This is a genomic window from Oceanibaculum nanhaiense, assembly GCF_002148795.1.
GTDB lineage: Bacteria > Pseudomonadota > Alphaproteobacteria > Oceanibaculales > Oceanibaculaceae > Oceanibaculum > Oceanibaculum nanhaiense.
In genome coordinates, this window is record NZ_MPOB01000001.1 from 60764 (window position 1) to 81486 (window position 20723).

Annotated in this window: 16 protein-coding genes; 9 read left to right on the forward strand and 7 right to left on the reverse strand. The window is 65.9% G+C overall.

Annotated elements, in window-relative coordinates:
• The first annotated feature begins 7 nt into the window (after window positions 1–7).
• From hisN to BKM74_RS00310, 6 genes are all read left to right on the forward strand, one after another.
• Window positions 8–793 carry a histidinol-phosphatase gene (hisN, locus tag BKM74_RS00285; RefSeq protein ID WP_086463708.1) on the forward strand — a complete coding sequence of 262 codons (786 nt, stop codon included), beginning with the start codon at window positions 8–10 and terminating at the stop codon, window positions 791–793.
• A gap of 152 nt (window positions 794–945) precedes the next feature.
• The gene (locus BKM74_RS00290; RefSeq protein WP_086463709.1) at window positions 946–2814 is read left to right on the forward strand and encodes an extracellular solute-binding protein; all 1869 of its coding nucleotides are present in this window, start codon (window positions 946–948) and stop codon (window positions 2812–2814) included.
• 17 nt (window positions 2815–2831) lie between these two features.
• Window positions 2832–3947, forward strand: a complete 1116-nt coding sequence (locus BKM74_RS00295; protein ID WP_086463710.1) for a microcin C ABC transporter permease YejB — start codon at window positions 2832–2834, stop codon at window positions 3945–3947.
• 4 nt (window positions 3948–3951) lie between these two features.
• The gene (locus BKM74_RS00300) at window positions 3952–5055 is read left to right on the forward strand and encodes an ABC transporter permease (RefSeq protein WP_245825676.1); all 1104 of its coding nucleotides are present in this window, start codon (window positions 3952–3954) and stop codon (window positions 5053–5055) included.
• A gap of 8 nt (window positions 5056–5063) precedes the next feature.
• Complete coding sequence (locus tag BKM74_RS00305; protein ID WP_086464210.1) at window positions 5064–6719, forward strand: ABC transporter ATP-binding protein; 1656 nt, start codon at window positions 5064–5066, stop codon at window positions 6717–6719.
• Between the two features lie 30 nt (window positions 6720–6749).
• Window positions 6750–7679 (forward strand): 2-hydroxyacid dehydrogenase, encoded by a 930-nt coding sequence (locus tag BKM74_RS00310; protein WP_086463711.1) that lies wholly within the window; start codon window positions 6750–6752, stop codon window positions 7677–7679.
• Here the strand turns inward: BKM74_RS00310 and BKM74_RS00315 are convergent.
• The 3 genes from BKM74_RS00315 to BKM74_RS00325 form a co-directional block, all read right to left on the reverse strand.
• Window positions 7673–8638, reverse strand: a complete 966-nt coding sequence (locus BKM74_RS00315; protein ID WP_086463712.1) for a YihY/virulence factor BrkB family protein — start codon at window positions 8636–8638, stop codon at window positions 7673–7675. The genes BKM74_RS00310 and BKM74_RS00315 overlap by 7 nt on opposite strands.
• Window positions 8639–8641: 3 nt before the next feature.
• Entirely contained in the window at window positions 8642–9064 is a 423-nt protein-coding gene (locus BKM74_RS00320) for a MarR family transcriptional regulator (RefSeq protein WP_086463713.1), read from the reverse strand.
• A 92-nt stretch (window positions 9065–9156) separates the two neighbouring features.
• Window positions 9157–10563: a leucyl aminopeptidase family protein gene (locus tag BKM74_RS00325; RefSeq protein ID WP_086463714.1), complete on the reverse strand. Its 1407-nt coding sequence runs from the start codon at window positions 10561–10563 to the stop codon at window positions 9157–9159.
• Between the two features lie 186 nt (window positions 10564–10749).
• Between BKM74_RS00325 and BKM74_RS00330 the strand changes: the two genes are divergently transcribed.
• Window positions 10750–11424, forward strand: a complete 675-nt coding sequence (locus tag BKM74_RS00330) for a glutathione S-transferase family protein (RefSeq protein ID WP_086463715.1) — start codon at window positions 10750–10752, stop codon at window positions 11422–11424.
• Between the two features lie 42 nt (window positions 11425–11466).
• On the opposite strand, the gene BKM74_RS00335 is transcribed toward BKM74_RS00330, so the two are convergent.
• Window positions 11467–12594 (reverse strand): TAXI family TRAP transporter solute-binding subunit, encoded by a 1128-nt coding sequence (locus BKM74_RS00335; RefSeq protein ID WP_086463716.1) that lies wholly within the window; start codon window positions 12592–12594, stop codon window positions 11467–11469.
• A 199-nt stretch (window positions 12595–12793) separates the two neighbouring features.
• Window positions 12794–14131 carry an MATE family efflux transporter gene (locus tag BKM74_RS00340; RefSeq protein WP_245825679.1) on the reverse strand — a complete coding sequence of 446 codons (1338 nt, stop codon included), beginning with the start codon at window positions 14129–14131 and terminating at the stop codon, window positions 12794–12796.
• Between the two features lie 173 nt (window positions 14132–14304).
• Between BKM74_RS00340 and BKM74_RS00345 the strand changes: the two genes are divergently transcribed.
• Together BKM74_RS00345 and BKM74_RS00350 are read left to right on the forward strand one after the other, a co-directional pair.
• The gene (locus tag BKM74_RS00345; RefSeq protein WP_086463717.1) at window positions 14305–15762 is read left to right on the forward strand and encodes a TrkH family potassium uptake protein; all 1458 of its coding nucleotides are present in this window, start codon (window positions 14305–14307) and stop codon (window positions 15760–15762) included.
• 109 nt (window positions 15763–15871) lie between these two features.
• A complete protein-coding gene (locus BKM74_RS00350; protein ID WP_086463718.1) occupies window positions 15872–17686 on the forward strand; it encodes an SLC13 family permease in 1815 nt (604 codons plus the stop codon).
• 224 nt (window positions 17687–17910) lie between these two features.
• Here the strand turns inward: BKM74_RS00350 and lpdA are convergent, their stop codons facing one another.
• Together lpdA and odhB are read right to left on the reverse strand one after the other, a co-directional pair.
• Window positions 17911–19317, reverse strand: a complete 1407-nt coding sequence (gene lpdA / locus BKM74_RS00355; protein WP_086463719.1) for a dihydrolipoyl dehydrogenase — start codon at window positions 19315–19317, stop codon at window positions 17911–17913.
• A gap of 29 nt (window positions 19318–19346) precedes the next feature.
• Complete coding sequence (gene odhB / locus BKM74_RS00360) at window positions 19347–20642, reverse strand: 2-oxoglutarate dehydrogenase complex dihydrolipoyllysine-residue succinyltransferase (protein ID WP_086463720.1); 1296 nt, start codon at window positions 20640–20642, stop codon at window positions 19347–19349.
• Between the last annotated feature and the right edge of the window lie 81 nt (window positions 20643–20723).

Here is a 20723-nt window from a genome sequence, read left to right on the forward strand (position 1 = left end):
CGCGCCCGTGACCGCTTCCTGTCCTGATTCCTTCGTCCGCTTCGCCGGCCAGCTGGCCGACGCGGCGGGCGATGTCGCCCAGCGCTATTTCCGCAGCGGCGTGCAGGCCGAGGACAAGGCCGACGAAAGCCCGGTCACCATCGCCGACCGCACCGCCGAGACGGCGATGCGCGCCCTGATCGAGAAGGAATTTCCCGAGCACGGCATCATCGGCGAGGAACATGGCAGCGTGCGCCGCGACGCCGAATGGGTATGGGTTCTGGACCCGATCGACGGCACCAAGGCCTTCCTCACCGGCAAGCCACTGTTCGGCACGCTGATCGGGCTGCTGCACCGGGGAGAACCCGTGCTGGGCGTCATCAACCAGCCGATCATCAATGACCGCTGGGTGGGCGGTGCCGGCCATCCGACCACGCTGAACGGCATACCGGCGCGCACCCGGACCGCCGAGCACGGGCTGGCCGGCGCGATGCTGCAGACCACCTCGCCCGACATGTTCAAGGACGGCAAGTACGCCGCCTTCGAGCGCGTCGGCAATGCCTGCAAATTCATCCATTGGGGCGGCGATTGCTACGGCTTCGGCCTGCTGGCCAGCGGCTTCATCGACATCGCCATCGAATCCTCGCTGCAGCTCTATGACTGGGTGGCGCTCGCCCCGATCATCGAGAATGCCGGCGGCAGCCTGACCGACTGGCAGGGCAACAAGCTGGAAATCCGCGACGGCAGCTTCGACGTAGTGGCCTGCGGCGACCGCCGCCTGCTGCCCACGATCCTCGATCTGCTGAACCGCTGAACCGGCGCTTCCGACTGCGCCTGGCGGTTTTTTTACGCGAAGTTAGTACGCCTCCCTCCTTTATCGCGCGCGATCTGCCATTATATCGCCGTTAAAGCCGGTTACCCGGATACCAGTCCGGCCCGTCCTTCGGAGAGGAGTCCCACAAGCCCATGCGACCGACGCTCGCCCGCTTCCTTCTCCTGCTGCTGCCCGTTCTGCCGCTGGCGCTGCCCGCCCTGACGTTACCTGCCGCCGCGCAGGAGGTGACGACAAGCCACGCGATCATCCTGCATGGCGAACCCAAATATCCGGCGGATTTCCGGCATTTCGACTATGCGAACCCGGACGCCCCGAAGGGCGGCGAGGTCATCCTGGCCGCCATCGGCACCTTCGACAGCCTGAACCCCTTCATCCTGCGCGGCGTTTCCGCCGCCGGCCTCAGCCTCGCCTTCGATACGCTGCTGACCGGCAGCTATGACGAGGCCTTCACCGAATACGGGCTGCTGGCCGAGAGCATCGAAGTGCCGGCCGACCGCAAATGGGTTGCCTTCACGCTGCGCCCCGAGGCCCGCTTCCATGACGGCAAGCCGGTCACGGCGGCGGATGTGGTCTGGACCTTCGACACGCTGAAAGCCAAGGGCGCCCCGTTCTACCGCGCCTATTACGCCGATGTGCAGAAGGCCGAGGCGCTGGGACCGCACAAGGTGAAATTCAGCTTCGGCGACACGGTAAACATGGAACTGCCGCTGATCATCGGGCAGATGCCGGTGCTGCCGATGCATTATTTCACCGACCCGGAAAACCCGAGGGAATTCGAGCGCACGACGCTGGAGCCGATCCCCGGCAGCGGCCCCTACAAGGTGGCCAGCTTCGAGCCCGGCCGCGCCATCACCTACGAGCGGGTGGCGGACTACTGGGGCAAGGATCTGGGGGTCAACAAGGGCCGCCATAATTACGACAGCATCCGCTTCGACTACTACCGCGACGCCACCGTCGCCATCGAGGCCTTCAAGGCCGGCGCCTATGATTTCCGCCAGGAGAACAGCGCCAAGGAATGGGCGACCGCCTATGATTTCCCTGCCCAGCGCCAGGGGCTGGTGGTGCAGCGGGAAATCCCCCATGAGCTGCCGACCGGCATGCAGGGCTTCGCGATGAACACCCGCCGGGCGATCTTCAGCGACCCCCGCGTGCGCCAGGCGATGAATTATGCCTTTGATTTCGAATGGTCGAACAAGGCGCTGTTCCACGGCGCCTACAGCCGCACCGAGAGTTATTTCTCCAATTCCGAGCTGGCCTCGCGCGGCCTGCCGGAGGGCGAGGAGCTGAAAATCCTGGAAGGCTTCCGCGGCCAAATTCCCGACCAGGTATTCACCACCGAATACAAGGCGCCGGTCACCGACGGCTCGGGCAACAACCGCGCCAATCTGAGGAAGGCGCTGGGCCTGCTGCAGGAGGCCGGCTGGCAGGTCAAGGACGGCAAGCTGGTGAACGCGGCCGGTCAGCCCTTCGCCTTCGAGATATTGCTGAGCAGCCCGGCCTTCGAGCGCATCGCCCTGCCCTATGCCAAGAATCTGGAACGGCTGGGCATCGAGGCCAGCGTGCGCACGGTGGACACCGCGCAGTACCAGAACCGCACCGACAATTTCGACTTCGACATGACCGTGGAAGGCTGGGGCCAGTCGCTGTCACCGGGCAACGAGCAACGCGATTTCTGGGGCTCCAGCCGGCGCGACGAACCGGGCAGCCGCAACACCGCGGGCATTGCCGACCCGGTGATCGACCAGCTGATCGACCTGGTAATCCAGGCGCCCGACCGCGAGAGCCTGATCGCCCGCACCCGTGCGCTGGACCGGGTGCTGCTGTGGGGCCATTACGTGGTGCCGCACTGGCATATCCGGGCCTTCCGCACGGTCTATTGGGATAAGTTCGCGCAGCCTGAGATCGCACCGAAATACGCGCTGGGCTTCCTCGATCTGTGGTGGATCGACCCGGCAAAGGCGGAGGTGGTGAACGCCTCCCGCCGCCGCAGCAGCAACTAGCCGGCCCGGTAACGCCCGTGCTGGCCTATATCGTCCGACGCCTGCTGCTGATGATCCCGACGCTGTTCGGGATCATGGTGCTGAATTTCGTCATCGTGCAGGCCGCCCCCGGCGGCCCGGTCGAACGCATGATCGCGGAAATCCGGGGTACCGCCGTCGATGCCACGGCGCGCATCACCGGTGGCGGCGGCGAGCAGACGCAAGCGACCGACAGCCAGTCCAGACGGGACAGCGGCGGCGAAAGCGCCAGCCAGTATCGCGGCGCGCGCGGCCTGCCACCGGAACTGATCCAGGATCTGGAGCGCCAGTTCGGCTTCGACAAGCCGCCGCTGGAACGCTTCGTGCTGATGATCGGCAATTACCTCACCTTCGATTTCGGCGAGAGTTTCTTCCGCAACCAGCGGGTCGTCGATCTGGTGCTGGACAAGATGCCGGTGTCGATATCGCTGGGGCTGTGGACCACGCTGCTGGTCTATCTGATCTCGATTCCGCTGGGCGTGCGCAAGGCGGTGCGCGACGGCACCGCCTTCGATGTCTGGACCTCCGCCGTGGTCATTGTCGGCTACGCCATTCCGGGCTTCCTGTTCGCGATCCTGCTGGTCGTGCTGTTCGCCGGCGGCAGCTTCCTGGACTGGTTCCCCCTGCGTGGCTTGACCAGCGCCAACTGGGAAGATCTGTCCTGGCCGGCGCGCATCCTGGATTATTTCTGGCATCTGGTGCTGCCGATCACCGCCATGGTGATCGGCGGTTTCGCCGGCCTGACCATGCTGACCAAGAATTCCTTCCTGGAGGAGATCAACAAGCAGTACGTCATGACCGCGCGGGCCAAGGGGCTGACCGAGAACCGCGTGCTGTACGGCCATGTGTTCCGCAACGCCATGCTGATCGTGGTCGCCGGCTTCCCCAGCGCCTTCATCGGCATCCTGTTCACTGGGGCGCTGCTGATCGAGGTGATCTTCTCGCTCGACGGGCTGGGGCTGCTGGGCTTCGAGGCGGCGATCAACCGCGACTACCCGATCATGTTCGGCACACTGTATTTCTTCACCCTGCTGGGGCTGCTGCTGAACCTGGTGGGCGATCTGATGTATGTCGCGATCGACCCGCGCATCGATTTCGAAAGCCGGGAGGTCTAGGACGATGACGGACAGTCCAGGCACCCCAGGCGGCACCGGCTTCGCGCCCGCCATCGCCACCCCGGAAGACCGCTTCCTGGGCCTGCGCATCAGCCCGCTGACCCGGCGGCGGCTGCAGAATTTCCGGGCGAACAAGCGCGGCTTCTGGTCGCTGTGGGTGTTCCTCGCCCTGTTCTCCTTCAGCCTGTGCGCCGAGCTGATCGCCAACGACCGGCCGCTGCTGGTCTATTACGATGGCGATCTGTATGCGCCGGTGTTGAAGGCCTATCCGGAGACCACCTTCGGCGGCTTCTTCCCGACTGAGGCGGATTATACCGACCCCGAGGTGAAGGCGCTGATCGACGAGAAGGGCTGGGCGATCTGGCCGCTGATTCCCTACAGCTACGACACGGTGGCGTCCGACCTGCCCGGCCCCGCCCCATCGCCGCCCGACGCCAACCACTGGCTGGGCACCGACGACCAGGCGCGCGACGTGGCGGCGCGGCTGATCTACGGCTTCCGCCTGTCGGTGCTGTTCGGGCTGACGCTGACCCTGTTCAGCTCGGTCGTCGGCATTGCCGCCGGTGCGGTCCAGGGCTTCTTTGGCGGCTGGCTCGACCTCATCTTCCAGCGCTTCATCGAAATCTGGTCGGGTCTGCCGGTGCTCTATCTGCTGATCATCCTGGCCAGCGTGGTGGAGCCGAATTTCTGGTGGCTGCTGATCCTGATGCTGGCGTTTTCCTGGATGACGCTGGTCGGCGTGGTGCGCGCGGAATTCCTGCGGGCGCGGAATTTCGACTATATCCGCGCCGCCCGCGCGCTCGGCATCTCCAACGCCACCATCATGGTCCGCCACATGCTGCCCAACGCCATGGTGGCGACCCTGACCTTCCTGCCCTTCATTCTGAACGGCTCGATCACCACGCTGACCTCGCTGGACTTCCTGGGCTTCGGCCTGCCGCCGGGATCGGCCTCGCTGGGCGAATTGCTGGCGCAGGGCAAATCCAACCTGCAGGCACCCTGGCTCGGCATCACCGGATTCATGGTGCTGGCGGTCATGCTGAGCCTGCTGATCTTTGTCGGCGAGGCGGTGCGCGACGCCTTCGACCCGCGAAAGACCCTGCGATGAGCGGGGCGATGACGGCGCCCATGGCCGACAAATCGACCGAAAAGCCTTTGCTTCAGGTGCATAATCTGTCGGTCGATTTCACCGTGCAGGGCCGCACTGTGCGCGCAGTGAAGCACATCGCCTTCGAGATCGGCCAGGGCGAGACGGTGGCGCTGGTCGGTGAATCGGGTTCCGGAAAATCGGTCTCCGCCCTGTCCATCCTGCAGCTATTGCCCTATCCGACAGCCCAGCACCCCGGCGGCAGCATCCGCTTCGAAGGGGTGGAGCTGCTGGATCAGGACCTGGCCGCGCTGCGCAAGGTGCGCGGCAATGACATCTCGATCATCTTCCAGGAGCCGATGACCTCGCTCAATCCGCTGCACACGGTGGAGAAGCAGATCTCGGAAATCCTGTTCGTGCATCGCGGCCTGTCGAACGATGCGGCGCGGCTGCGCGTGCTGGAGCTGCTGCGCCAGGTCGGCCTCGACGATGCCGAGCAGCGCCTCGCCAGCTATCCGCACCAGCTGTCCGGCGGGCAACGCCAGCGCGTGATGATCGCCATGGCGCTGGCCAACGAGCCAAAACTGCTGATCGCCGACGAGCCGACGACGGCGTTGGACGTGACCATCCAGGCGCAGATCCTGGCGCTGCTGAAGAAGCTGCAGCGCGAGACCGGCATGTCGATGCTGTTCATCACCCATGACCTCGGCGTGGTACGCAAGATCGCCGACCGGGTCTATGTGATGACGGAAGGCGAGATCGTCGAGGAAGGGCCGGTCGGCAATGTCTTCGACGATCCGCAGCACGCCTATACGCGCAAGCTGATGGGCGCGGTGCCGAAGGGCGCGCCACAGCCGATGCCGGAAGGCGCGCCGCTGGTCCTGGAAGGCCAGGATGTCCGTGTCTGGTTCCCGGTTAAGCGCGGCCTGCTGCGCCGCACGGTCGGCCATGTGAAGGCGGTGGACGGCGTCGATGTCGATATCCGCGAGGGCGAGACGCTGGGCGTCGTCGGCGAATCCGGCTCCGGCAAGACCACGCTGGGGCTGGCGCTGCTGCGGCTGGAGCGCAGCCAGGGCGCCATCCGTTTCAAGGGACAGGATATCGCCGGCAAGGGCAATGCCGCGATGCGCCCGCTGCGCCGCGAGATGCAGATCGTCTTCCAGGACCCGTTCTCGGCCCTGTCGCCCCGTCTTTCGGTGTCTGAGATCGTCGGCGAGGGGCTGACGGTGCACCGGCTGGCAGCGGATTCGGCCGAGCGTGAGCGGATGATCTGTCAGGCGCTGGAGGAGGTCGGGCTGGACCCGGCCTGGCGCCACCGCTATCCGCATGAATTTTCCGGCGGCCAGCGCCAGCGCATCGCCATCGCCCGCGCCATGGTGCTGAAACCCCGGCTGGTGGTGCTGGACGAGCCGACCAGCGCGCTCGACATGAGCGTGCAGGGCCAGATCGTCGATCTGCTGCGCGGGCTGCAGCAGCGGCACCGGCTGGCCTATCTGTTCATCAGCCACGATCTGCGCGTGGTGCGCGCCATGGCGCACCGGGTCATCGTGCTGCGCAACGGCAAGACGGTCGAACACGGGCCGGCGGAGGCGATTTTCGAGCACCCGCAGCAGCCCTATACGAAAGCTTTGCTGAAAGCCGCCTTCGATCTGGAAGCGGTAGAGGGGGACGTGTTAAAGACCTGAACAACTTCTCAAGGATCGGGGGCAGAGATCATGGCGCTGTTGTTCAAGTCTAATTCGGATTCCGCCGCACGCTGGGAGAAGGAGCTGCGGACGCACATCCCCGATCTCGACTTCCGGGTCTGGCCGGATTACGGCGATCCCGCCGATATCGACTTCGCGCTGGTCTGGGGCATGCCGGCCGGCGAGTTCCACAAATTCCCGAATCTGCGCTGCATCGCCTCGCTGGGGGCCGGCGTCGATCACATCTTCCGCGATCCCGACCTGCCGGAAGGCGTAGCGATCACCCGCCTCGTCGATCCCTGGATGGCGCAGGCGATGAGCGAGTATGTGCTGCTGCAGGTGCTGCGCTTCCACCGCCAGGGCGACATCTATGCCCGCCAGCAGGCGGAGAAGAAATGGGACACGCTGCCCTTCCCGGACACCGCCAAGCGCCGCGTCGGCATTCTCGGCCTCGGCTCGCTGGGCGAGGATGCGGCGAAGAAGATCGCCGCGCTGGATTTCCCCACCGCCGGCTGGAGCCGCACGCCGAAACAGATCGCGGGCGTGGAATGCTATAGCGGCCAGGACGGCCTGGAACCGTTCCTGAAGCGTACCGATATTCTGTGCTGCCTGCTGCCGCTGACGCCGCAGACTGAGAACATCATCGACGCCAAGCTGCTGGCAACGCTGCCGGCAGGCGCCTTCATCGTGAATTCCGCACGCGGCAAGCATGTGGTGGACGAGGATCTGATCGCCGCGCTCGATTCCGGCCATATCGCCGGCGCGGCACTGGACGTGTTCCGCGAGGAGCCGATGCCCGCCAGCCATCCCTACTGGGCACATCCGAAGGTGCTGGTCACGCCACACGCGGCGGCGCTGACCAACCCGCGCACCGGCGCCAAGCAGGTCGCCGACAACATCCTGCGCACCCGGGCCGGCCAGCCGCCGGCCTATGTTGTGGATCGCAGCGCCGGCTACTGATCGGGCTGCTGATTTGGCGGCTGGGGCGTATCCGTATTCCGCACCGCCGCCTGCTCCCCCGCTGCCAGCGCACTATGCCGCGCCAGGCGGCGGATGCGCAGCGCGGCATTGAACTCCGCCCCCAGGATCAAGGTCGCCGCCGACAGGTAGAAGAACAGCAGCGTGATGACGATCCCGCCCAGGCTGCCATAGACCACGGCGAAGCGCCCGAAGCTGGACAGGTACCAGGAAAAGCCGAAAAGCAGGGCGAACCACAGCAGCCCGGCCAGCAGCATGCCCGGCACCACCTCGGCCAGGCGCTGCGGCACATTCGGCAGGAACCGGTACAGCAGCGTCACGCCGGTCAGCACCAGCAGCACGGCAAACAGGCCCTGTACCGTGCTGATGGCGGCAAAACTGGCGTCTCGGATATCCAGCCAGCTGGTCAGCGGCTCCCACAGCAACGGCAGGAAGACGAAGCCGCTCATGGTGAACAGGATAACCAGCGCCGCCGCGATCACGATGATTGCCCCCTGCAGCCGGCGCAGCCAGAAGGAGCGCAGCTGCTCCACGTCATAGGCGCTGTTCAGCGCGTCACGCAGCGCCTCGACGCCGGACCCTGCGGTCCACAGCGTGGCCAGCATGGACAGCGTCAGGATGCCGCCCTTGTCGCCGCCCACCACCTCGGAAATTACCGGGCGCAGCGTTTCGGCCACCTCGTCCGGCAGGTTGGCGAGGCTCAGCGAAACGAAGTTCAGCGCCTGCGTGCTGTTGCCGACGGCGCCGGCCAGCGCCGTCAGAAAGATCAGGAAAGGGAACAGGGCGAACAGGCTGCTGAAGGAGATGGCACTCGCCCGCATCATGCCGTCATGCTGCAGAAACCGGCGCGCGGTATCGAGCGGCAGGACGGACAGGTCACGAAGGCGCTGGAAAAGAGGGTGGTCGCGCCAGGCCTTGGGCTGGGCGGAATGCTCTTCCACGCGTTAGTGCGGCAAGCTCGCCGCTGGCTGGCCCAGGCCGGCCACAGCGACGGACGGCTCCATGCCGCCGCTGGCTGCCTGCTGCGCCGCCCCCATTACCTGCCCGGCAAAATCCGACAGGAAGACCGAGCCTTTGACGGTGCGCTGCACCAGCACGCTGCGCCGGTCGGTCTCATCGGGCCGGCGCTTCAGCAGGCCAAGCTCGCCCAGCCGGTCGAGGGCACGCGTCACCGCCGGCTTGGAGATGCTCAGCGTCTGGGCAAGGCCGCGCACGGTGTGCGGCGGCGGCGTCAGATAGACGGTCAGCAGGATGGCCATCTGGCGCGACGACAGGTCAGGCGCATCCGCCCGCACGCTCTCCAGGAGAGCGCGGCGCCAGAGGTCGAGAGCCTGTGTCTGCGTAATGGTCGTCTGCGTAATGGTCATGTCTGCGCAAAAGCCGCCGTTATCATTACGGTAACGTACTGAAGAATAGCCGCTCTTGCTCCATCCGCAAAATGAAATCTTGGGGACCCGGTTTATCCCTTGCCGTACCTGCCGGCCAGATAGGCGAAAACCGCCCGGATTGCCTGCGCCTCGCCGCCTTCCGGCCGGCCCGGCCGATCGGACGGATTCCAGGCATAGACGTCGAAATGCACCCAGGGGGTCGTCTCGGATACGAAATGCTGGAGGAACAGCGCCGCCGTGATCGAACCGGCGAAGCCGCCGCTGCCGGTCGAGGACAGATCGGCGATCTTGTTCTTCAGCATGCGCTTGTAGGGCTGGTAGAGCGGCAGGCGCCAGAACGGGTCGGTCTCCTGCTCCGCCGCCGCCAGCAGGCCGCCGGCGGTTTCCTCGTCATTGCAGTAGAAGGCCGGCAGGTCCGGTCCCAGCGCCACGCGGGCAGCGCCGGTGAGGGTGGCAAAATCGATCAGCAGCGCCGGTTTCTCGCTATCCGCCTCGGCCAGCGCATCGGCCAGGATCAGCCTGCCTTCCGCATCGGTGTTGCCAACCTCCACGCTGAGACCGTTGCGCATCCGGATTATATCCATCGGGTGGAAGGCATTGCCGGAAACCGCATTCTCCACCGCCGGGATCAGCACGCGCAGCCGCAGCTTCAGGCCGGCCGCCATGATCATCCGCGCCAGCCCCAGCGCCTGCGCCGCGCCGCCCATATCCTTCTTCATCATCAGCATGCCGCCGGACGGCTTCAGGTCCAGCCCGCCGGTATCGAAGCATACGCCCTTGCCGACCAGCGTGACCTTCGGGTCACTCTTGTCGCCCCAGCTGAAATCGATCAGCCGCGGTGCCTGCTCGGCAGCCCGGCCCACCGTGTGGATCGCCGGGTAGTTGTGCTTCAGCAACGCCTCGCCGACTGTCACCTTCGCCTTTGCCTTGAAGCTTTTCGCAAGATCGAGCGCGGCCTCGGCAAGCTGTTCCGGCCCGAGGTCGCCGGCCGGCATGTTCACTAGGTCGCGCACCTCGGCAATCGCGGCGGCCATGCTCTCCACCCGCTTGCGGTCGGCCTTCGCCGGCCAGACCAGCTCCACCGCCGGCCGGTCATTCTTGCGGTAGCGCGCGAAGCGATAACAGCCCAGCGCCCAGCCCAGCGCCAGCCGCGTCGCCTCGTCCGGGGTCAGATCGGCCTCCAGCCGGAAGCGCCCCTCAGGCAGGCTGGCCGGCAGCCCCGCCAGCGACCAGACAGTCCAGGGCGCCTCGACGGCGATCACGACTTGCGCTGGCCGTTTTTCTTTCCCATTTATGGGCGGCCCATCTATTGCGGGGAGGAATCCGACCTCGCCGGCCTCACCCTTGAAGCCGGTCGCCGCCAGCCAGGCCTGCCATTCGGCGGGTTGTTCCTTGAGCCATGTCTTGTAGTCCGTCGTGAAGACCGGCAGCAAAATCCTTGTATCGGCATTGGCGCGGTTGGCAAAACAGCTCGGCACGTCGGTTCTCCCAGCTTGAGGAAAGGCGGCCGCAAGGATGGCGCGAACCGCGCCGCCTGCAAAGCGTTAACGAATCGACGGCGCTATGGCGCGCATCGGGATGAAGATTGCCTTGGCCGCGATATGGCGGCACGGTAAATCGAAAAACCTAGCCGAAAGGCCGGGCATCGAGAGGGAGTGAGAGGCATGAGCGACATTACGGAAGCTGGGGACGGCATCACGCTCGTCATCGGTAACAAGAATTATTCCTCCTGGTCGCTGCGCGCCTGGCTGGCGCTAAAGATGACCGGCGAGGATTTCACCGAGGAGGTGATCCCGCTCGACCAGGCGAACAGCAAGGAGCAGATCCTGCGTCACGCTCCCTCCGGCCAGGTACCGGCGCTGAAACGCGGCGATCTGGTGATCTGGGACAGCCTGGCGATCTGCGAATATCTGGCGGAAACCTATCCCGACGCGAAGCTGTGGCCGGCCGATCCGGCGGCACGCGCCGTGGCACGCGCCGTATCGGCTGAGATGCATGCCGGCTTCCAGGCGCTGCGGCGGAACATGCCGATGGATGCGCGGGAGAGCATGCCCGACCGCGGCATGGCGCCCGGCGTACAGGACGACATCAACCGCATCAGCGCGATCTGGCGCGATTGCCGTCGTCGTTTCGGGAGCGATACCGGCTTTCTGTTCAGCCATTTCACGATTGCCGACGCGATGTACGCGCCGGTCGTGCTGCGCTTCAACACCTACCGTCCGGCCCTCGGCGAGGATGCCCAGGCCTATTGCCAGACCATTCTGGAAATGCCGGAAATGCAGGCCTGGATCGCCGCCGCGAAGAAGGAACCCTGGATGATCGAGCAGGAGGTCGCCTGACGGCAGGCCATCTGACGGCAGGATGAGTGAGGCTGCGGCGCCCTATTGGGTGCGCGGCGCTTCCTGCGGCTCGGCGGGCAGCAGCCCGGCCTCCCGATAGAAGCGCTCCGCCCCCGGATGCAGCGGCACCGGCACGCCGTCCAGCGCGGTTTCCAGCTGAATGAACTTGCCGGCGGCATGCCCCTTGTCCAGCGCGGCGCGGGAATTCTCGTGCCACAGGGCGCGGGTGATCTGATAGACCAGATTCGCATCGATCTCGGCCGAGACCAGCCACAGCGCGGCGACGGTCAGCGTCTCGGTGGCCGGCAAATCGCCATAGGCGCCCTCGGGGATCGTGCCGGTCTGGAAGAACGGGTAGTTCTTCAGCACCTTGTCCACCGCCGGTCCGGCCAGCGGCACCAGCCGTACCGGCAGCCGCTGCGCCAGCTCGGCAATGGCGGCGGCAGGGGATCCGGCGATCAGGAACAGCGCGTCGATCTCGCCCTCGACCAGCTTGTCAACGGAGGCGCCCGGCTGCAGATAGACCGGCTTCATGCTTTTTTCTGTCAGGCCATACGCCTTCAGCAGGATCAAGCTGTCGACCAGCGTGCCGGAACCCTTCTCGCCCAGCGAGACACGCTTGCCGCGCAAATCCTTGACCGTTTCGATGCCGGAATCGGCACGCACCACGAGATGCACCGCCTCGTGATACAGGCTGGCGATGGCACGCAGCTTCTCGCCGCCCTTTTCGCCCTTGAAGATGCCGGTGCCGTTCAGCGCCGAATAGGCGATATCGGCCTGGCTGAGGCCCGATTCCACCTCGCCCCCGGCGATCTGCCGGACATTCTCGACCGAGCCGCCGGTGGTCTTGGCCAGCGCGATGAGACCGGGCACGCCACAGCTGCCGCCGCGGTCGCACGGACGCGCCCCGGGCGGGCTGCTGATCACATTGGCGATGGAGGTGCCGATCGGGAAATAGGAGCCGCCGGTCGACCCGGTGGCGATGCGGAAGAACTTCGCCTCCTGCGCCCGCACGCTGTCGCCGGCGCCGAACAGGAAGGCGCTGGCCCCCAATGTCACGAGGCCGATCGCCAGAACACCCAGCAGCCCGAATCCGGTCAGCCGGAACAGCCACGCGCGGGAGCGGCGGTTGGTAACGGTCATCCGGTCGGTCTCTGCCGTGTCGTTCATAACGGGCGTTCTCCGTATCTTCGCCCCGGGGCCCCAGGCTGCGATGCCCTGACCTGTACGGCGAAGGCTCAGCCATTACATTCCTATTCCTTGACGAGGATAAGGCGGGCTTTCATAAAAAAGGCTTAATAGGGAGAGCAATTGTCAGGAAAGATGACAAAAGCCAGCACCATATCCGCGGCAAAACGCCGCATGCGGCCTAGCGCAGCGTGATCGACCGCTCAACGCGCGGGTAATAGAGCGCCATGGCCACGCCGCGCGCCGCCTGAAAACCCATGAAAGCGACCCACAGGCCGGTATTGCCCCAGAGCGGGATCAACGCCTCGCCAAGCGCCACGCACAGCGCCAGACAGACGATCATCGCGTTGCGCACCTCGACCGTGCGCGTGGCCCCCAGGAAGATGCCGTCGAAGGTGTAGCCCCAGACCGACAGCAGCGGCGCGGCGATGGCCCAGGGCAGCAGGGCATAGGCGGCGAGGCGAACCGCCTCGATGCCGGTCAGCACGCGCACCAGTGCCGGCCCCACGGCAAGCCAGGCCAGCGCGAACAGCACCGCGAAGATCAGCGCCCACAGGAAGCAGGTACGGACCGCACGGCGGACCTCCGCCCGGTCGCGGCTGCCGACGGCGCGGCCGACCAGCACCTCGGCGGCATGGGCGAAGGCATCCAGCGCATAGGCCATGATCGCCTGGAACTGCAGCATGATGGCGTTGGCCGCGAGCGTGATGTCGCCCATCGACGCGCCCTTCGCGGTGAAATAGCCGAAGGCGGTCAGCAGACACAACGTGCGGATGAAGATGTCGCGGTTCACCTTCACCATCTGCCGGAGCCGCACGGCATCGAGGATGAGGGCGCGGCGGAAGCTGCCGCCCATTTCCGCCAGCAGCCGGCGCATGACGATGAGGCCCAGCGCCAGCCCGGCATATTCGGCGATCACGCTGGCCGCCGCGACCCCCTCCACACCCCAGCCGAAGCCCAGCACGAACAACAGGTCGAGCACAAGATTCACCAGGTTCATCGCCAGTTGCATGACCAGCGTCACCCGCGCCTTCTGCAGCGCCAGGAACCAGCCGATCAGCGCAAATTTTGCCAGCGCCGCCGGCGCCGACCAGATGCGGATCTCGAAATAGGCCGCGGCCTCTGCCGTCACCGCCGCGCTGGCATCGATCAGGCCCAGCGCCAGCGACAGGATCGGCACCTGCAGGGCAATGGCCGCCAGCCCCAGCGCGCCGGCCAGCAGCAGGGCGCGGGCCAGGGTCGAGCGCACCTCGTCGGTATCGCCCGCACCGGCCGCCTGCGCCGCCAGGCCGGTAGTGCCCATGCGCAGGAAGCCGAAGCTCCAGAACAGATAGTTGAACACCAGCGCGCCGACCGCGACCGCGCCGATATAGTGTGGCGAGGGCAGATGGCCGACCACCGCCGTATCGACCACGCCAATCAGCGGCACCGTGATGTTCGACAGGATGATCGGCCCGGCCAACGCCCAGACGCGGCGATTCATGGGGGCAAGGTCGGCGGCGGTGTCTTGCTGGCGCATGCTGGCTGTATCGCTGGCTGGCATCGGAACAGGGTCGGAAAGGGAGGCGATCCTATGCCGAAGCAGACCACCCGCCTAGCGCCCACATCCGTATCATCGCCTTACAGACTTGCAATCTCCGGCGGACAGGCAGATGCTCCCGCCGCTTCGGTATCACTGCCGGGTTTGGACTCTTGTCCCCTGCTCTCAATCTGCGTCCCATCCTGTTCGTGCTGGGCTGGCTGCTGACGGTTCTCGGCGCCGCCATGCTGGTTCCGGTCGTTGTCGATCTGGCGGACGGCAATACGGACTGGATGAGCTTCCTCGCCGCCGCCGTCATCACCGGCTTCGTCGGGGTCAGCCTGGTGCTGACCACGCGCGGCATGCCGCTGGTGCTGCGCCGGCAACAGGCCTTCCTGCTGACCACGCTGGCCTGGACAACCAGCGCCTTCTTCTCGGCGCTGCCCTTCATGCTGTCGGACTACCGGATGGACCTGGCCGACGCCCTGTTCGAGACGATCTCCGGCCTCACCACCACCGGCTCCACCGTGATGACCGGGCTGGACACGGCGCCGCCGGGCCTGCTGCTCTGGCGCTCGCTGCTGCAATGGCTGGGCGGCATCGGCATCATCGGCATGAGCATGGTGATCTTCCCATTCCTGCGCATCGGCGGCATGCAGCTGTTCAAGACCGAATCCTCGGACACTTCGGAAAAGGTTCTGCCGTCTGTCGGGCGGCTCGGGATTGCCATCGGCCTGGTCTATCTGGGCCTGTCGGTATTGTGCGGGCTGGCCTATTGGGCCGCCGGCATGGGTGGTTTCGACGCCGTGCTCCACGCCATGACGACATTATCCACCGGCGGCTATTCCAGCCATGACAGTTCCTTCGGCTATTTCGAGAGCCCGGCGATCCACTGGGTCGGGATCCTGTTCATGATCGCGGGCGCGCTGCCCTTCGCGCTGTATATCGGCGCGATCATGGGCCGGCCGATGCTGCTGTTCCGCGACCGGCAGGTGCGCGCCTTCCTGGTGTTCCTGGTGCTGGTCTGCCTGTCCATCGCGCTGTGGCTGGCCGTTACCAGGGATATACCGTTCGGCGAGGCGCTGACCTCGGCCAGCTTCAATGTCACCTCGGTCGTCACCACCACCGGCTTCGCCTCGGACGATTACTCGCTGTGGGGCGGCTTCGTCATAGTGTTCATGTTCCTGCTGATGATTGTGGGCGGCTGCACCGGCTCCACCACCGGCGGCATCAAGATGTTCCGCCTGGACATCGCGGTGAAGCTGTTCGGCAGCTATGTGCGCAACCTGATCCTGCCGCACAGCGTGAATGTGCCCTTCTATCGCGGCACGCCGATCACCGACGATTTGGCGCGCGCCGTGCTGCTCTACATCTTCATGTTCGCGGCAAGCTGCATTGCGCTGTCCATCGCACTGACGCTGTTCGGGCTGGATGCGCTGACAGCCTCCACCGCCGCCATTCAGGCCATCGGCAATGTCGGCCCCGGCCTTGGCCCGGTGGTCGGGCCATCGGGCAATTTCGCCACCATTCCCGATGGTGCGAAATGGCTGCTGTCCTTCGGCATGTTGCTGGGACGGCTGGAATTCTTCACCGTGCTGGTGCTGTTCAGCCGGCGTTTCTGGGTCGCCTGAAGGCAACCGACCGCCCCCCTTGCTCGTTTCATCCTTTCCCGCGCCCATTGCGCCCGCAACCGCGAGGCCGCACCATGCCTGCCGTACAACCCGAAAGGACGCACGCCGCATGAATTTCGAGGTCACGAGCATCTTCACCCTGCTGGCCGTGGTGATGGCGCTGTTCATCTGGGGCCGCTGGCGCTTCGACATCGTCGCCTTCGCGGCGCTGATGGCGGCGACCGTGCTGGGCCTGGTGCCGGCGGGCGAGGCGTTCATGGGCTTCGGCCACCCGGCGACCGTCACCGTGGCCGCCGTGCTGATCATCAGCCGGGCATTGTCCAATTCCGGCGTGGTGGACATGCTGACCGGCCTGATCCAGCCGGCCACGCGCACCAATTTCACCCATATCTCCGCCTTTTCCGGGCTGGCGGCGTTGCTGTCCACGGTGATGAACAATGTCGGCGCGCTGGCCCTGATGATGCCGGCGGCGATCCAATCGGCCCTGAACGCCAAGCGCTCGCCAGCAACGATCCTGATGCCGCTTTCCTTCGCCTCTATCCTCGGCGGGCTGGTGACGCTGATCGGCACACCGCCCAACATCATCGTCGCCACCTATCGCGCCGATAGCGGCAATGGCGCGTTCGGCATGTTCGACTTCACGCCGGTTGGCGGGCTGGTGGCGCTGGCCGGGATTGCCTTCGTCACCACCATAGGCTGGCGCCTGATCCCCAAGGCCCGGCGCACGGCAGCGACCTCGCTCGAGCTGTTCGACATGGAAAATTACGTTACCGAAATGAATGTCGGCGAGAAATCGACGGTGATCGGCCGTAGCTTCCAGGAGCTGGAACAGGAGATTGATGAGGTCGATGCCGTGCTGATCGGCCTGGCGCGCGGCAACCGCTTCGTGCTGGCCGCGCGGCGCGACGAGATTCTGCAGCCGGGCGATGTGCTGCTGGTCGAGGCGGCGCCCGAGGCGCTGGGCCGGGTCGCCGACATCTTCAAGCTGAAGCTGCCGGGCACGCCGGAGAAGGAAGAGCAGGACGGCGACGCGGAGCCGGGCGACCGCAAGGACCGGCTGCGCGCCCAGGACATGACCCTGATGGAGGCGGTGGTGGCGCAGGATTCGCCGCTGATCGGCCGCACCCCGGCCCTGATGCGCATGCGCCGGCGCTTCGGGGTCAATCTGCTGGCCGTCTCGCGCCAGGGCCGCCCCTATCGCGGGCGGCTGCGCTCCTTCCGCTTCCAGGTCGGCGATGTGATGCTGTTGCAGGGCGAGAGCGACCGCTTGCCCGACATCATCCAGGAGCTGGGCGGCCTGCCGCTGGCACCGCGCAAGCTGCAGGCCGGCAACCGCAGCCTGGCCTTCGCCACGGTCGCGCTGTTTGCCGCCGCCGTGGCCGCCGCCACGACCGGCTTCATCAGCCTGCCGATCGCCTTCGGCATTGCCGCGCTGGGCATGATCGGGCTGGGCAGCGTGCCGCTGCGCGATCTGTATGAGAGCATCGACTGGCCAGTGATCGTCCTGCTGGGGGCGATGATCCCGGTCGGCCAGGCGATGGAGACCACCGGCGCCGCCAGCCTGCTGGCCGAGACACTGGTGAGCGTCACCAGCGGCATGCCGGCGGCGGTGACGCTGCTGCTGGTGATGGTCGTCACCATGGTGATGACCGACGTGATGAACAATGCCGCGACCGCACTGGTGATGGCGCCGATCTCCGCCGGCATCGCCGTTGCACTGGACGTCAATCCCGACACCTTCCTGATGGCGGTGGCGGTGGCTGCCTCCTGCGCCTTCCTCACCCCCATCGGCCATCAGAACAACGCGCTGATCCTGGGGCCGGGCGGCTACAAATTCAGCGATTACTGGCGCATGGGCCTGCCGCTGGATGGGGTCATCCTGTGCGTGGCGCTGCCCGCACTGCTGTATTTCTGGCCGCTGTAAGCAGGGCTACGGCCTTTCTGTCCGTCATTCCCGGGCTTGTCCCCCATGGGCGTCCCGGGAATCCAGGGTTCAACCCACTCTGGCGACTTCCAGCAAGCCGAGACATGGACCCCCGCAACACGTGCGGGGGTGACGGACAGAGAGTGCGGCAAAAAGCAGGAAAATGCGTAAGCAAAACCCCGGCACGATGGCCGGGGTTTTCTGTTCCGTATAGATGACCCGCCTCAGATGTGGATCGGCCGGCCGTGAACCGCGAGGGCGGCTTCCTTGACGGCCTCGTTGAGGGTCGGGTGGCCGTGGCAGGTCATGGCGATGTCCTCGGCAGAGGCCCCGAAGGCCATGGCGGTGGCGACCTCGTGGATCAGCGTGCCGGCCTCGGCGCCCAGGATGTGGCAGCCCAGCACCCGGTCGGTCTTGGCATCGGCCAGGATCTTCACCAGCCCGTCGGTCATGTTGATCGCGCGCGCGCGGCCATTGGCGGTGAACGGGAACTTGCCGACCTTGTACTCGATTTTGGCCGCCTTCAGCTCCTCCTCGGTCTTGCCGATGGAGGCGACTTCCGGCCAGGTATAAACGATGCCCGGCACCAGATTGTAATCCACATGCGCGGCCTCGCCGGCCATGATTTCGACGGCGGCAATGCCGTCTTCTTCCGCCTTGTGCGCCAGCATCGGGCCGGGGATCGCGTCACCGATGGCGTAGATGCCGTTCACACTGGTCTGGTAGTCATCATCGACCTGGATGAAGCCGCGCTTGTCCATCGCCACGCCCAGCGCCTCAAGGCCGAGGCCCTGCGTGAAGGGGCGGCGGCCGATGGCAACCAGCACCACATCCGCCTTCAGCTCTTCCTTCTTGCCGCCGGCAGCCGGCTCGACCGTCAGGGTGACGCCGGATTTCGCCGTCTTGGCGCCGGTCACCTTGCTGCCCAGCATGAATTTGAAACCCTGCTTGGTCAGCACGCGCTGGAACTGCTTGCCGATATCCTGGTCCATGGTGGGGACGATGCGGTCGAGGAACTCGACCACCGTCACCTCGGCCCCGAGGCGACGCCAGACCGAGCCCATCTCCAGCCCGATCACGCCGCCGCCGATCACCACCAGATGCTTCGGCACGGAAGAAAGCTCCAGCGCGCCGGTGGAGGTGACGATCTGCTTCTCGTCGATCTCCACACCCGGCAGCGGGGTCGATTCCGAGCCGGTGGCGATCAGGATCTTACCGGCCTTCAGCGTGCGCTTCTTGCCATCCTCGCCGGTCACCAGCACCTCGCCGGCCTTCGGGATGGACCCGGTGCCGATGACATGCTCGATCTTGTTCTTCTTGAACAGGAAGGCGACGCCATTGACGTTGGCGGCGACGACGCCGTCCTTGTGCGCCATCATCTGCTTCATGTTCAGCTTCGGCTTGCCGACATCGACGCCGAAGGCGGCCAGGCCGGATTCCGCCTCGTGATACTTCTCCGAGGCGGCGAGCAGGGCCTTGGACGGGATGCAGCCGGTGTTCAGGCAGGTCCCGCCGAGGGTGGCGCGCTTCTCGACGCACGCGACCTTCATGCCAAGCTGCGCGGCGCGGATCGCCGCCACATAGCCGCCGGGGCCGCTGCCGATCACCACGAGGTCGAAGCTGTCAGCCATGATGGTTCCTCAAGAGTTCCGTAAGCCGATTACATGTCCAGCAGCAGGCGCTGCGGGTCTTCCACGGCATCCTTCAGGCGGACCAGGAAGGTGACCGCCTCGCGGCCGTCGATGATGCGATGGTCGTAGCTGAGCGCCACATACATCATCGGCCGGATCTCGACCTTGTCACCGATCGCCATCGGGCGCGGCTGGATCTTGTGCATGCCCAGAATGCCGGATTGCGGCGGGTTGATGATCGGCGTGGACATCAGCGAGCCATAGACACCGCCATTGGAGATGGTGAAGGTGCCGCCCGACATGTCTTCCATCGACAGCTTGCCGTCGCGGGCCTTCAGGCCCAGCGCATTGATGCCCTTCTCGACGCCGGCAAAGGACAGGTTATCGGCGTCGCGCAGCACCGGCACCACCAGACCCTGCGGCGTGCCGACGGCGACGCCGATGTCGTAGTAGTTCTTGTAGATGACGTCATCGCCGTCGATCTCGGCATTCACCGCCGGCAGTTCCTTCAGCGCGGCGATGGCGGCCTTCACGAAGAACGACATGAAGCCCAGCTTCACGCCGTGCTTCTTCTCGAACTCGTCCTTGAACTGGTTGCGCAGCGCCATGACGTTGGTCATGTCGATTTCGTTGAAGGTGGTCAGGATCGCCGCGGTGTTCTGCGCCTCCTTCAGGCGCTGGGCGATGCGCTGGCGCAGGCGGGACATGCGCACCCGCTCCTCGCCCTCGCGGTCGGCGCGCGGCGCCTTCGGTGCGGACGGCGCGGTGCTGCCGGCAGCGGGGGCGCCATAGGTCACCTTGGCGGTGCCGGCCTCGATGGCCTTCTGTACATCTTCCTTCACCAGACGGCCATCCTTGCCGGAGGCCTGGATCTTGCGCGGATCGAGATTGTTCTCGTCGATCAGCTTCTTCACCGCCGGGGACAGCACCTTGTCGTAAGTGGCGGACGCCGGCGCCGCTGCCGGGGCCGGAGCGGCAGCGGGTTTCGGGGCCTCAGCAGCCTTGGGGGCCTCCTTGGGGGCCTCGGCCTTGGGCTCTTCCTTCTTCGGCTCCTCGGCCTTGGCGGCTGGCTTTGCGGCGGCGCTGGCCTTCTCGTCGATGGTGCCGAGCAGGGCACCGACCTCGACATTCTCGCCTTCCTTCACGCTGATCTCGGCGAGCACGCCGGCGGCCGAGGCGTTCACCTCAAGCGTCACCTTGTCGGTCTCGAGCTCCAGCAGGGGCTCGTCCATGGCGACGGCGTCGCCGACCTTCTTCATCCACTTGGCGACGGTCGCCTCGGTGACGGATTCGCCCAGCGTCGGAACCTTGATTTCGGTAGCCATGCCTACTCCGCTTCGTTGACCGGCCCCCTCCCCCGGGAAGAGGCCGGTTTGTCTGTCCCACGGCGCCATCCCGACGCCGAT

Bases quoted from the DNA above. Each gene is read 5' to 3' on its own strand.
- BKM74_RS00290 (WP_086463709.1), top strand. From the start codon at position 946: ATGCGACCGACGCTCGCCCGCTTCCTTCTCCTGCTGCTGCCCGTTCTG.
- BKM74_RS00300 (WP_245825676.1), top strand. From the start codon at position 3,952: ATGACGGACAGTCCAGGCACCCCAGGCGGCACCGGCTTCGCGCCCGCC.
- BKM74_RS00305 (WP_086464210.1), top strand. From the start codon at position 5,064: ATGACGGCGCCCATGGCCGACAAATCGACCGAAAAGCCTTTGCTTCAG.
- BKM74_RS00310 (WP_086463711.1), top strand. From the start codon at position 6,750: ATGGCGCTGTTGTTCAAGTCTAATTCGGATTCCGCCGCACGCTGGGAG.
- BKM74_RS00320 (WP_086463713.1), bottom strand. From the start codon at position 9,064: ATGACCATTACGCAGACGACCATTACGCAGACACAGGCTCTCGACCTC.
- BKM74_RS00330 (WP_086463715.1), top strand. From the start codon at position 10,750: ATGAGCGACATTACGGAAGCTGGGGACGGCATCACGCTCGTCATCGGT.
- BKM74_RS00335 (WP_086463716.1), bottom strand. From the start codon at position 12,594: ATGAACGACACGGCAGAGACCGACCGGATGACCGTTACCAACCGCCGC.
- BKM74_RS00340 (WP_245825679.1), bottom strand. From the start codon at position 14,131: ATGCGCCAGCAAGACACCGCCGCCGACCTTGCCCCCATGAATCGCCGC.
- BKM74_RS00350 (WP_086463718.1), top strand. From the start codon at position 15,872: ATGAATTTCGAGGTCACGAGCATCTTCACCCTGCTGGCCGTGGTGATG.
- lpdA (WP_086463719.1), bottom strand. From the start codon at position 19,317: ATGGCTGACAGCTTCGACCTCGTGGTGATCGGCAGCGGCCCCGGCGGC.
- odhB (WP_086463720.1), bottom strand. From the start codon at position 20,642: ATGGCTACCGAAATCAAGGTTCCGACGCTGGGCGAATCCGTCACCGAG.